At 41.0% G+C, this 12,587-nt stretch carries 17 protein-coding genes; all 17 read left to right on the top strand.

From position 1 onward, the window contains the following. Positions 1 to 23 precede the first annotated feature (23 nt). The 17 genes from DCC39_RS05265 to hpf all read left to right on the top strand — a co-directional run bounded on the left by DCC39_RS05265 (position 24) and on the right by hpf (position 12,529). Positions 24 to 1,538 carry a DEAD/DEAH box helicase gene (locus DCC39_RS05265; RefSeq protein ID WP_116553836.1) on the top strand — a complete coding sequence of 505 codons (1,515 nt, stop codon included), beginning with the start codon at positions 24 to 26 and terminating at the stop codon, positions 1,536 to 1,538. Between the two features lie 18 nt (positions 1,539 to 1,556). Then, a complete protein-coding gene (locus DCC39_RS05260) occupies positions 1,557 to 2,264 on the top strand; it encodes a ComF family protein (protein ID WP_116553835.1) in 708 nt (235 codons plus the stop codon). Between the two features lie 83 nt (positions 2,265 to 2,347). Beyond that, a complete protein-coding gene (locus tag DCC39_RS05255) occupies positions 2,348 to 2,752 on the top strand; it encodes a TIGR03826 family flagellar region protein (protein WP_116553834.1) in 405 nt (134 codons plus the stop codon). A gap of 13 nt (positions 2,753 to 2,765) precedes the next feature. Further along, positions 2,766 to 3,023: a flagellar biosynthesis anti-sigma factor FlgM gene (flgM, locus tag DCC39_RS05250; protein ID WP_116553833.1), complete on the top strand. Its 258-nt coding sequence runs from the start codon at positions 2,766 to 2,768 to the stop codon at positions 3,021 to 3,023. Between the two features lie 19 nt (positions 3,024 to 3,042). Then, positions 3,043 to 3,534 (top strand): flagellar protein FlgN, encoded by a 492-nt coding sequence (locus DCC39_RS05245; RefSeq protein ID WP_116553832.1) that lies wholly within the window; start codon positions 3,043 to 3,045, stop codon positions 3,532 to 3,534. 25 nt (positions 3,535 to 3,559) lie between these two features. After that, positions 3,560 to 5,041: a flagellar hook-associated protein FlgK gene (gene flgK, locus DCC39_RS05240; RefSeq protein ID WP_116553831.1), complete on the top strand. Its 1,482-nt coding sequence runs from the start codon at positions 3,560 to 3,562 to the stop codon at positions 5,039 to 5,041. Between the two features lie 94 nt (positions 5,042 to 5,135). After that, positions 5,136 to 6,023, top strand: a complete 888-nt coding sequence (flgL, locus tag DCC39_RS05235; RefSeq protein WP_116553859.1) for a flagellar hook-associated protein FlgL — start codon at positions 5,136 to 5,138, stop codon at positions 6,021 to 6,023. 59 nt (positions 6,024 to 6,082) lie between these two features. Next, positions 6,083 to 6,646: a DUF6470 family protein gene (locus DCC39_RS05230; protein ID WP_116553830.1), complete on the top strand. Its 564-nt coding sequence runs from the start codon at positions 6,083 to 6,085 to the stop codon at positions 6,644 to 6,646. Between the two features lie 25 nt (positions 6,647 to 6,671). Then, positions 6,672 to 7,115 carry a flagellar assembly protein FliW gene (fliW, locus tag DCC39_RS05225; protein WP_116553829.1) on the top strand — a complete coding sequence of 148 codons (444 nt, stop codon included), beginning with the start codon at positions 6,672 to 6,674 and terminating at the stop codon, positions 7,113 to 7,115. Positions 7,116 to 7,117: 2 nt separating this feature from the next. Beyond that, complete coding sequence (gene csrA, locus DCC39_RS05220) at positions 7,118 to 7,345, top strand: carbon storage regulator CsrA (protein WP_116553828.1); 228 nt, start codon at positions 7,118 to 7,120, stop codon at positions 7,343 to 7,345. 542 nt (positions 7,346 to 7,887) lie between these two features. Beyond that, positions 7,888 to 8,601 (top strand): CAP domain-containing protein, encoded by a 714-nt coding sequence (locus tag DCC39_RS05215; RefSeq protein WP_116553827.1) that lies wholly within the window; start codon positions 7,888 to 7,890, stop codon positions 8,599 to 8,601. Between the two features lie 142 nt (positions 8,602 to 8,743). Then, positions 8,744 to 9,094, top strand: coding sequence for a flagellar protein FlaG (gene flaG, locus DCC39_RS05210; protein WP_240613541.1), 351 nt, complete (start codon positions 8,744 to 8,746; stop codon positions 9,092 to 9,094). 17 nt (positions 9,095 to 9,111) lie between these two features. After that, a complete protein-coding gene (locus tag DCC39_RS05205; protein WP_116553826.1) occupies positions 9,112 to 10,623 on the top strand; it encodes a flagellar hook-associated protein 2 in 1,512 nt (503 codons plus the stop codon). Positions 10,624 to 10,648: 25 nt separating this feature from the next. After that, complete coding sequence (gene fliS / locus DCC39_RS05200) at positions 10,649 to 11,050, top strand: flagellar export chaperone FliS (RefSeq protein ID WP_116553825.1); 402 nt, start codon at positions 10,649 to 10,651, stop codon at positions 11,048 to 11,050. After that, entirely contained in the window at positions 11,050 to 11,406 is a 357-nt protein-coding gene (locus DCC39_RS05195) for a hypothetical protein (protein WP_116553824.1), read from the top strand. The genes fliS and DCC39_RS05195 overlap by 1 nt, the downstream gene beginning before the upstream one ends. A gap of 106 nt (positions 11,407 to 11,512) precedes the next feature. Beyond that, complete coding sequence (locus DCC39_RS05190) at positions 11,513 to 11,710, top strand: cold shock domain-containing protein (RefSeq protein ID WP_116553823.1); 198 nt, start codon at positions 11,513 to 11,515, stop codon at positions 11,708 to 11,710. 267 nt (positions 11,711 to 11,977) lie between these two features. Continuing rightward, complete coding sequence (hpf, locus tag DCC39_RS05185) at positions 11,978 to 12,529, top strand: ribosome hibernation-promoting factor, HPF/YfiA family (protein ID WP_116553822.1); 552 nt, start codon at positions 11,978 to 11,980, stop codon at positions 12,527 to 12,529. Positions 12,530 to 12,587: the final 58 nt, after the last annotated feature.

Genomic DNA, 12,587 nt, shown 5'->3' with positions numbered 1-12,587 from the left:
TGCTTAAAAAGGGGGGCGTATAGTTGAGATACGCCTCCTATAGTAAAAATCAGCAAGTTCTCATTCATCCGGAAGGCATTCCTTTTGAAGGCGATTCCCTGTCTTCTTTTTCAGCAATTTCACGCCTGGACGATTTTGAACAACCTCCTCTTGATTTTGCATACCCTTTTTCTCCAACACTTCAATATCGACTTCAAGGCAAACTTCTCCTGTTAGATGAACTTCCTTTTTCAATTGACTTTATCCATAGCCATTATTTGCACGGGTATGTTGGCTACAAAAAATCCATAACCAATGAATCAAAGCAATATTGCTGCCATCGTTGCGGAAATACTGTGCAGCGCCTGTTTGCGTCTTTTTCGTGTGCACGTTGTTTGGAAGAATGCACATATTGCCGTAAATGCTTAGTCATGGGACGAGTAAGTGAGTGTACCCCGCTTATCTATTGGTGTGGAAGCAAAACGAAACCGGCTCAAATCGCCGATTCACTGAAATGGAAAGGGGAGCTTTCCGTTCAGCAAACTCGGGCTGCGGATGCTGTGCTTCAAGCGATTGAAAGGCGGCATGAGCTGTTAATATGGGCGGTATGCGGCGCTGGGAAAACAGAAATTTTATTCGAAGGATTGGCGCGTGCTTTTTCATTAGGCTTGAGGGTGTGCATCGCCACACCCCGTGTTGATGTCGTCCTTGAACTTCTTCCTCGCTTAAAGGAAGCATTTCCGAAAGTGATAATTAACGCATTATATGGAGGAAGTGTTGATAAGGAGCAAGATGCACAGCTCATCATCTCTACTACACACCAGTTGCTTCGCTTTCAAGATTGGTTTGATGTGATGATTGTCGATGAAGTGGACGCGTTTCCCTATTCGATGGATCGAATGCTTGAATTTGCCGTCGAACGTTCGAAAAAAGAAGGGGCCCCAACCATCTATTTAACTGCAACACCAAATGAATCTTTTAAAATACGTGCGAAGGAAGGGACACTCCCATCTGTGAAAATTCCAATCCGCTTTCATCGGCATCCTTTGCCGGTACCTTTTTTTCAATGGTGCGGCGATTGGCAAAAAAAATTGTCGAAAGAACAGCTCCCAAAAGTGGTACACGAGTGGTGCAAAGAAAAGCTTCGACAAAAAAAGCAGATCTTTCTGTTCGTTCCGTCTGTCAACATGATGAAGAAAGTGAAGGAGATTCTTGCTTCATCATTTTCTGGCACATTTTCTGGCATTGATGGTGTCCATGCAGAAGATCCAGAACGTAAAGAGAAAATAGAGAAATTCCGAAAAGGTGAGATTCAGCTTCTCGTGACGACAACGATTTTAGAACGCGGTGTAACGGTCCCAAATATTGATGTTGGCATATTGGGCGCTGAAGATCAGATTTTTACAGAAAGTGCGCTCGTTCAAATTGCTGGGCGAGCAGGGAGAAGCGGGAAATATCCAACCGGTGAAGTCCGGTATTTTCACTTTGGGAAAACAGAAGAGATGATGAAAGCTTTGCATCATATTGAAGAAATGAACGAGGAAGCAAAAACATTGTAGAGCAGTGGAGGTGAAAGCATGGATTATTGCTTATGGTGTGATGTGTCTTTTTATCAAGCATTGACATGGAACAGTGTATTTGGGTTAACGGAGCCCGATAAATTGTGCGAAGAATGCCGTCAGTCATTGACGATTATTTCCGGGGAAATATGTCGAGTCTGTGGCCGTATGCTCGAAAAAACACCAAAAGGCTTTGTGGATGGAGATACTTGTCTCGACTGCATCCGCTGGGAAATGATTTGGCCGGACAAAAATTTCAAAAATCGCTCCCTTTACGTATATGACGGCAAAATGAAAGAATGGATGAACCGTTTTAAATTTCGAGGTGATGTTGTGCTATGTGAAACGGTAACGTCAGAATGGAAGAAATTATGGCTGAAAGAATGCCAAAATGAAATCATTGTCCCAATTCCATTAAGCGGCAAACGCCTGTATGAACGCGGCTTCAACCAGTCTCTAGTCCTCGCGCAATTACTAGATGGAGAAATAAAAGATATTCTCACTCGTAAAAATAGTGAAAAGCAAAGTAAAAAGTCACGCAGCGAACGTCTTCAAACGAATGCCGATTTTTTTCAGTTGAAGGAGGGCATTGGCTTATCAGGTGCCAGAATCGTTCTTATCGATGATGTTTACACAACTGGCACGACTGTAAGGAATGCCGCCCAAACACTTTTTGGCTACGGGGCACGTTCCGTTTCATCATTGACGTTGGCAAGAGGTGTTTGAAATTGCAACCAACCTATAAACTTTTTATTGTTTGAACCGATAGATATAATAGACAAAGAGCGAGACTGGGGGGATTGAAAGAAATGGCTGAATTGGCAAATTGTGAGCAATGCGGCAATGTTTTTGTCAGGACGATACGGGATATTTGCGAATCTTGTTACAAAGAAGAAGAAAAGATGTTTGAAAAGGTCTATACTTTTATTCGCAAAAAGCAAAACCGTTCCGCAAGTTTGCATGAAGTCCATGAAGCGACAGGGGTGCCGGAAAAAGTCATTATTCGCTTCATTAAGGAAGGCAGGCTTCGAACAGCCCAATTTCCAAATTTAGTATATTCCTGCCAATCGTGCGGGGCTCCCATCTCGTCTGGAAATTTGTGTAAAAATTGTGTTGAAACGATAAAAAATGATCTGGAGATAGCTGAAAAAGAAGCCGAACGGCAAGAGGTGCGTCAAGCAACGTATTTCAAAAATCAAATGAACGATTATTAAGTGAGGTGGCGTCATGAAAATTAATCCGATTCATTCAATGAAAACAAATCCGTATAAAAAGGCTGCGGAAAACCAGCCGGAAAAACCACAAACACAGCATAAAGATAAGCTTGAAATTTCTGCACAGGCGAAAGAACTGCTAAAAAAATCCGAACTTCAATCTGAACGTGAAAAAAAGGTGAATGAGATTAAAAAACAGTATGACGCAGGAAACTATGAAATCAATTATAAAAAGACAGCCGAAAGGCTGCTCGATTTTTGGAAAAAATAGTCGGTGAGGATGTTTACTAATGACGGCCCAAAACATCATTCAATCATTAGCCATGCTTCTTAAAATACAACAGCAGCTGAACGATCTTACAATAGAAAAAACAGAGTTTCTAAAACAAAACGAAATTAAAAAACTTGAAGAGCTGCTAAAAGCAGAGGAAAAGCAAATAAAATTGTTGGGAAAAGCAGACGAAAATCGCCAAAAAGCTGTCGAGGATTTTTTAAATAGGAAAGGGATAGTGATTGAAGATGTTACCCTTTCATCACTTTATCCTTTTATGGAGGAAAATGACCGTGAAATAATCCGCAAGCTGCATGCGAAGCTTTCGGAAGAAATCATTAAAATGAAAGAACAAAATGAATTGAATCAACAGTTAACGAAACAGTCACTCCAGTTTGTCAACGCTTCACTTGAAATGTTGTCGCCGGAACCAGAGGAAGTGACTTACAAACATCCGGAGAATAAAAAAACGGATGGCAGCCATCGTTCGTTTTTTGATTCTAAGGCATAGAGACTTATGAGGGGGATCACAACAAATGCGTTCAACTTTTATGGGACTTGAAACAGCGAGACGTGGCATGACGGTACAACAATATGCATTAGAGACGACTGGCAATAATATTGCCAACGCCAATACCCCAGGCTATTCGAGGCAGAGGGTGAATTTTGAAGCGGCTGAACCGTATCCGCCGCTTGGAATAAATCGCCCGCAAGTTCCCGGACAGATGGGAACGGGTGTGAAAGCGGGATCCGTTGAGCGTGTGCGGGAATCGTTTCTTGATGTCCAGTTTCGTAGTGAAAATAACAAATCAGGCTACTGGAGTTCAAGGGCGGAAGCATTAAGCAGACTCGAAGATATAATGAATGAGCCTTCTGACGCTGGACTTGCCAAAACACTTGATCGATTTTGGCAGTCGCTCGAAGATCTCGCTGCTTCGCCGAATGATCCTGGCGCTCGTTCTGTTGTTAGGGAGCGAGGCATCGCAGTCGCCGATACATTTAACTATTTAAGCAACTCGATAACAGCACTTCAAAAAAATACTGTACAAGAAATTGATGTTACGATTAAAGAAATTAATTCGATTGCCACCCAGCTGAACAATTTAAATCAACAAATTCGGGGAATTGAACCTCACGGTTATTTGCCGAATGATTTATATGATGAACGTGACCGTCTTCTAGACAGGTTGTCAGAATTGGTCGATATCGAGGTGACCTATGAACCTAACCGTGGAAATGCACTTCCCACCGCGGAAGGCAACGTAACGGTTTCGATTGTGGATAGTGAAGGTAACTCTCATACACTTGTCGATGGAAAAGACATGACCACCAGCAGTCTTACAGTCGATAATGATAATAAAGTCAAAATCGGTGCTGATGATTTGCCACTTAATTATGAAAAAGGGAAATTAAGTGCCCTTTTAAAAGCGCACGATGACTATGGTAAGATGATCGACAATCTTGATGAAATGGCTCATGCTTTCGTTACAGAATTTAATGAAATACATAAAAAAGGCTGGAGCCTTTCAGATATTAAAGCAGGCTCACACACTGAAAGAAACTTTTTTGAAGAACTTAAAGATGTCTCAGGTGCTGCGAAAAATATAAAAGTAGATCAAGCGATTATCGATTCACGGGATAACATCGCTGCTGCAACTGACCCAAATTCAGGTGAAGAAGGCAATGGGGAAAATGCGTTGCTGCTTGCCGAAGTGAAAAATAAAGTACTGGATAAGATCGGTTCTGAAGAAAAGACAACGTTACAAGGATTCTATCAAGGGGTTATCGGTGAGATGGCGGTTAAAGCCCAAGAAGCAAATCGTATGAAGAGCAATACCGAAACGTTAAAGATATCAGCTGATCAACGCCGCCAGTCAATCAGTGGTATTTTGCTTGATGAAGAAATCATTAATCTTATTCGCTTCCAACAAGCATACAACGCATCAGCCCGTATGGTTACGGTTGTTGACCAATTGCTTGAGAAAATTATTAACGGCATGGGCGTTGTTGGAAGATAAAGGGGACTTACAAAGAATTAGCGTCCGCAATCCTCCGCTTAACTTCTAGGATTTGGAGTTGCGGGATAAAGTAATGGAAGGGTAGATGAAGAAGATGCGTGTCACACAAAGTATGTTAACAGCAAATATGCTTCGAAATTTAAGCAACAGTTACTCTCAGCTTGGCAAGCTGCAAGAGCAATTGTATACACAACGTAAAATTAGCCGTCCGTCTGATGATCCGGTCGTCGCGATTAAAGGGATGGCGTATCGAACGAATTTGACAGAAGTTGAACAATATACGCGAAACTTATCTGAAATGTACAATTGGATAGACAATTCGGAAGCAGGTCTTGAACAAGCGAATGCAATTTTGGGGCGGGTGCGTGAACTTGTTGGCCAAGCGGCGAATGATACGAATGGTTCTGAAGATCGTCTTAAGATCAAAGCCGAAATTTCCCAATTGAAAGAAGCCTATACGGAAGTCGCCAATACGAAAGTTGCGGGGAAATATATTTTTAATGGCACTGATATTTCAAATCCGCCTGTTACGATCAACGAAGATGGGACGATAAGTCCAAAATGGGATGAAAACAATAAACCAGATCCTTTCAAAATCGAAGTATCAAAAGGGTCAACGATTCCAGCAAGCATTGACCCAAATGTCGTGTTTGGGAAAGAGGTTTTTAAGACTTTCGATGATTTGGAACAAGCTCTTAAGGATGAACAGAATATCGACTCTTTCCTTGAGAGATTAGACGGGCATATTAACAACCTCCTTTCAGAACGTGCAGAATTAGGCGCCCGTTATAACCGGGTTGAACTTATTGAGAACCGTTTAGGCGATCAAGAATTAATTGCCAAGAAGATCATTAAAGAGAACGAAGGAGCGGACATGGAGAAGGTTATCACCGATCTGAAAATGCAAGAAACGATTCATCGTGCCGCTCTTGCAGTCGGAACGCGTGTTATTCAGCCAAGCCTGTTGGACTTTCTGCGATAAAGTGACAGCCTGCCATTTTCGGGCTTTTTGAACCAACTTATATGTAAAGGATGCATTCTATGAACATTCCTCAAATTAGAATGGAATCGAAGTTCGCCAGAATAGGTATAGCCCATGAACCTCCAGTCCAGGAAATGGAACAGCCAAAGGCTGAGCTTTCCATTCAGCAGCCCCCAGCTGAATTAACAATTGAACGGATACCCGGAAAGCTTACGATCGATCAGGTACAAGCATGGGAAGAAATGAACTTAAAGTCACCTTTTAGGCTAACGGAAGAATTTGCCCAAACAGGGTATCATGACTGGTTGAATGGCATGGGGCGGATCGCTGAACAAGGGGATGAGTTGATGCGTATCGAAAATGGCGGAAATCCAATCGCGGATCAAGCGAAAGAAAACAGTGAAAACCCACTATATGAATTTAATATCGGTTGGATCCCGTCCCCATTTAGCGTGAAAATTAATTACACACCAGGCAAAATTGAGATTCAATCGAAAGTGAATAAACCGATAATTGAAGCGAATCCAAATAAGCCTGTTCACCGCTACAGACCTGGCAAAGTGAATATTTATGTGGAAAGGCTGAACAGCCTTGCGATTGATTTTGTGAATAGGAAAGTGTAGTTTTTATTTTGGAAGGTGGAAAGTGATGCTAACTATACAGACGAAGTACCAAGGGGAAATTGAAGTCCATCAAGAAGATATTCTCACGTTTGAACAGGGGCTTCCGGGTTTTGTCGATGAAACAAAGTTTGTGATTCTTCCATTTGCAGAGAAGAGTCCTTTTTTTATTTTACAGTCAATCAACACTCATGCCCTTGCTTTTTTAGTAACAGAACCTTTTTCTTTTTTTAAAGACTATAATTTCAAATTGGAAGATGCTGTGCTTCGCCAGCTTAACATTCAGTCGAATCAGGATCTATCTATTTTTGTTATTTTGACGGTGAACGAGCCGTTTTCGGAATCTACCGCCAATCTTCAAGCGCCGATTGTATTAAATGTGAAAGAAAGACGAGGGAAACAAATTATTTTAAATGATCCCCGCTACGAAACGAAACATCGATTACTAAAAGCTGCTCAAAGGGAGGGGTAAATATGCTTGTACTCACAAGGAAATTGAATGAATCCATTAAAATAGGAGACGACATCGAAATTACAATCCTCTCAATTAGCAGCGATCAAATTAAGATAGGCATCCATGCGCCAAAAGACATCGATATTTATCGGAAAGAAATCTATCTTTCGATTCAGGAAGAAAATAAAAAGGCCGCGGATGTTTCTTTGGATTTGATGAAAATATTGAAGGATATGAAGGATGTGTGAGATTGTCGAATTTCGGCGATCGGTTTTTTTGAAAATTCAAGAAGGGATTTGTCACAAAAGGAAGAATTAGGTAAAATGTCCGGGGCGTTTCTGCTTAGTAACTTCTTTCTCTTTTTTTCTCCTATTGTTTTTCCCCCTGTTTTAAATTTCCTCGCAACACTCTTAATCAATCATACAAGATTTATTTTTTAAGGCCAGTTTCAGAAAGAGATTAGAAGTAGGAATGCCTGGAATTCTCTTAAATTGTTATTTTTCTGATCATCGTTGAATGATGGTATGCTGTTAGAAACTTCCTCTTTCTTCCTTTTCCTCCTTTTTTCTCCATTTATCTTACTTTTGCCGAAACAATTCTTTTATAAATTTTAATTAAACGTTTGTTTAACTTTTCTTTTTGTAACGTTTGCAATCAAAGTGAAATAATGATCGCAATAATGCAATCTTTTGTAAGCTTGTTTTCATCTTTGAACCTCCTTTTTTATGATAGGATGCGTATATAGAAAGACCATTACACTACATTTCACACATCAGGAGGTTACATCATTATGAAGAAATTACTTGTGGCAACGTTGATCGGAGCCGGTTTGGTAGGATGGCAAGCGGGTGGGGCAGAAGCTGCATCAACCTGCAATGTACAACAAAAAGCAAATGTAAAATATGAAGTTAAACAAGTCCCGACATATAAATGGGATTACTACTATAATTGGCAGAATCATTACAAAGATTCAAAGAAAGATGTAAATAAAAATAGCAACCAGCAAAAAGCGCCGGAGAAAAACAATGATAACGTCGTTCAAGAAAAGCCAGCCCAACCAGCACCATCTCAGCCGGTCAAAGAACAGCCTAAAAATGAGAACCAACAACAAGCAAACCAAGGTTTAACTGCTGAAGAACAACAAATGTTGAATCTTGTTAATACGGAAAGACAAAAAAATGGCCTGAAGCCATTAAAAGCAAATCTTGAATTGACAAAAGTCGCTCGTGTAAAAGCGAAAGACATGATTGATAAAGGCTACTTTGATCATAACTCTCCAACATACGGATCACCGTTTGACATGATGAAACAGTTTGGTATTTCCTATCGTACGGCAGGCGAGAACTTGGCAGGGAACCAAACGGTTGAAAAAGCACATACATCCCTTATGAACTCTGATGGACACCGTGCCAATATTCTTAACAGCGGCTATACTGAAGTTGGAATTGGAATTGTCGATGGCGGCCAGTACGGCAAAATGTTCGTTCAAATGTTTATTGGATAAAATAGATTAGAAGACTTGTTCTCTTTATTGAGCAGGTCTTTTTTTTGTGTTTGATAGGAAATTAAGTTATTTACTGATGATTGTTAAAAAGTGTAGAAGCAATCCGATAAATAAGGTAGAGAATGAAGAGGGGGAGTGCGGTGTGGATGTAAAAGGAATGTCAAATCCTTCGGTTGCTGCCCATACTGTTCACCGGATAACGGACAGTGGCATAAGACGGCATGAGCAGCCTGGGCAGGAAGAAAAAAATACATTCGATGAGCAACTGATGACGGAACGAGTGAGGGAGAGGGTTGATGCCGTAAATGACTTTTTGCTCCCAATCGACATTTCGGTCAAATTTACGTTTCATGAAGAGCTGCAGGAATATTATGTTGAAGTTGTTGATAAAAATACGCAAGAAGTCATCCGGGAAATCCCTCCGAAAAAATTTTTGGATATGTATGCGGGAATGGCGAAATTTATGGGGCTTTTTGTTGATGAAAAAAGGTAAGAAAGCGGTGATACAATATGCAAGTGAATCGATTTGCTGGCCTTGCAAGCGGAATGGATACAGAATCAATTATTAAAGATCTCATGCGGGCGGAGCGGTATCCGCTTGATCGGCTTGTCCAAAAAAAGCAAGTGCTTGAATGGCAGCGTGACAGCTACCGCGATGTAAATAAATTGCTGACGGCTTTTAGCGATCTTACTTTCGATGGCGTCTTTAGGCAAGCAACTTTCTTGAAAAAAACTGTTTCGAGCAGCAACGATAGTGCTGTTAGCGCAAAAGCGATTAATCCGTCAGGGAATGTGTCAACCCAGATAGAAGTCTCGCAGCTTGCAACTTCAGAAGTATGGGTGTCAGCGGATGACCCACAATTTACTAGTGGGGAGCGGACGCTTACTTTTAACGTAACCAAGCCGGGAGAATCAGAACCAACAGAGGTTAAAATTGAAATTTCGGCAAATGATACCCTTGGAGATGTGATAAAGAGGTTTAATAGTTCGAATTTTGGCGTTACGATTTTTGAAGATCGTGTTGGGGAAAAAAGCCATCTCGTGATGACGATGAATGCCACTGGAGTTGGTGCAAAGATAGAAGTTGTTGCTGACGAGGACGGAAGCAACTCCACAAAAGATTTTATGGAGAAGCTAGGCTTTAAATTCAACAACGGTGTTCTAGAGAATGGCCCAAAAGGCAAAGAAGGCAAAAACGCTAAATTTACGATAAACGGCTATGAAACAGAACGCACCTCAAACGTATTCACAATCAACGGAATCGAATACACGCTAAAGAACACGACAGAGGGTAAGCCTGTCACTATTTCGACAGCAAACGACACCGATTTTATTTTTGACACGGTTGTAAAATTTGTCGACGAATACAATAAATTAATCGCAGATTTGAACGGTCGTCTCCAGGAGAAGGTATACCGTGACTTTAAACCGCTCACGGAAGAACAGCGCGAAGATATGTCTGAAAAGCAAATTGAAATGTGGGAAGAGAAAGCGAAGAGCGGCATGCTGAGAAATGATTCGATTATTTCCGGCGGGCTGAATCAGATGCGCCTTGATTTGTATTCGACGGTTGAACTTGCGGACGGTACGAAGCTTCACCTCGCTGACTTTGGGATCACGTCTTCCAAAGATTACTTGGAGCGGGGGAAACTGGAAGTCAATGAGGATAAGTTGCGTGAAGCCATTGCGAACGATCCGAATAAATTGTACGAACTGTTTAACGGAACACCAGGAACTACGAAAACAAGCTTTGAAAAACAAGGAATTGCAGCCCGGTTAAGAGCGTCAATAAAAAGCGTCACAACGAACATTGAGGCCCGGGCGGGAAACAATTTAAGAACGAATCATCAGTTTACGCTTGGCCGCAATTTAATCGACGTTGATAAACAAATTGATCGCATGCAAGAACGTTTGAAAAGGTTGGAAGAAAGCTATTGGAGACAGTTTACTGCGATGGAAAAAGCGGTACAGCAGGCCAATCAGCAATCCGCGTATCTCATGCAGCAATTCGGAGGCTTTTAGGAAAGAGTGAAGGAGAGGCTTTTTTATGTCAGCAAGAAATCCGTATGCTACATATCAAAATAATGCTGTGAATACTGCGGCGCCAGGTGAGTTGACACTCATGCTTTACAATGGGTGTTTAAAATTTATAAAGCAAGCGAAGAGTGCAATGGAAGAAAAGCAAATCGAAGAAAAAAACACGGCGATCCAAAAAGCGCAAAACATCATTTCAGAACTCATGGTGACATTGAATATGGATATTCCGGTCTCGAATCAGATGATGCAGCTGTATGAGTATATAAACAGAAGGCTCATAGAAGCGAATATTAAAAATGATGCCGCCATTTTAGACGAAGTGGAAGGATTTGTCGTAGAATTCCGTGATACGTGGAAGGAAGCCGTCTTGTTGAACCGTAAACTGCAGCATGATGGAAGAGAACGGGCATAATGACAACTGTGAATGAATTATATTTGGTGACGCAAGAGCTTCATTCAAGCTTGCATGGCGGCATGCCCGATAATGTGGAGGAGAAGGATGAGTACATTTCTTCGGTAGAGAAACTTCTCTCTGTCCGCCAACAATTGATCGATAGGCTTCCCGGCGATTACTCGGCGGAAGAAAAACAAATCGGAAAGCGCATTGTTGCCATTAATTTGGAAATTGATAAGCTGCTTTATGAACAATTCAAGGTGATGAAAAACAATTTCGAAACGTTTAAACGAAAACAGCAACGCAGCAAGCAATATATGAACCCATACAAAAACGCAGCGGCTGACGGGATGTACTTTGATAAAAAAAATTAGCCGTTGTTTGACAATCATTCCCTAAAGAGATTATATTTAAAATGTAAATGTTAACAAAGTGTGAACATTTACAAAAGATTGCACATGAAGGGAATGTGAAAGAAGAATGCAAGGTAAAGTAAAATGGTTTAATGCAGAAAAAGGTTTTGGCTTTATTGAACGTGAAGATGGTGAAGACGTATTTGTTCACTACTCAGCAATTCAATCAGAGGGCTTCAAAACGTTGGATGAAGGCGACTCTGTTGAATTTGAGATCGTTGAAGGCGCACGCGGACCACAAGCCGACAACGTAGTTAAGCTTTAATTCACATTCCCTGGTATTTGTTCAAACTGAACATTTTCTCATAATAAAGGGCTATAAAAGGAATTGAAGCGTACGTATAACCCTCCTGGATTTTTTTCCGGGAGGGTTTGTCTATTTTTCGACAGATTTTTTTTTATGTTTATGCAGGAATATTGTTAGGGAATAGAGAAGTATAGATACATAAATAGGAGAATTCGTCTTCCTGTTTTTTTAGTCGGAATTCAATGTTTCGCACATTGAAAATTATTGCACGGGGAGGAGTCAGCCATGAATTTTACAATTCGCGGTGAGAACATTACAGTGACCGAAGCTTTGAGAGGTTACATCGAGAAGAAAGTGAGTAAGCTCGAACGTTATTTTGATGCTCCTATTCATTCTGAAGTGCATGTGAATTTAAAAGTGTACAATGATCGACATTCCATTGAAATAACAATACCGATGAAAGATTTGCTGCTCAGGGGTGAGGAAAGCAGCCAAGACATGTACGCTGCCATTGATCTCGTTGTCGAGAAGCTAGAGCGGCAAATTCGAAAATATAAAACAAAAATTAATCGAAAATTTCGCCAAGATGGAAGTGTAAAGCAGTTTTTTACAAATGCCGCCGGGATCCAGCAGGAAAAACCGAAAGAGGAGGATACCGATTTTAGCGTGGTTCGTACGAAACGCTTTAATTTAAAGCCGATGGATGTAGATGAAGCGATCTTGCAAATGGATATGCTTGGGCATAACTTCTTCGTATTTTCGGATGCGGAGACGAGCCATACGAATGTCGTTTACCGAAGAAAAGATGGAAAATACGGACTTATTGAGCCGGAATGAAAAAGCGTTCATCATACATGAAGAAAGGCACAGCATCATTCATTTGAAGCTGTGCTTT

It is taken from the genome of Pueribacillus theae (assembly GCF_003097615.1).
GTDB classification, from domain to species: domain Bacteria; phylum Bacillota; class Bacilli; order Bacillales; family UBA6769; genus Pueribacillus; species Pueribacillus theae.
The sequence above is the reverse complement of the archived record's forward strand: the minus strand, read 5'-3'. Positions and strand labels throughout refer to the sequence as shown.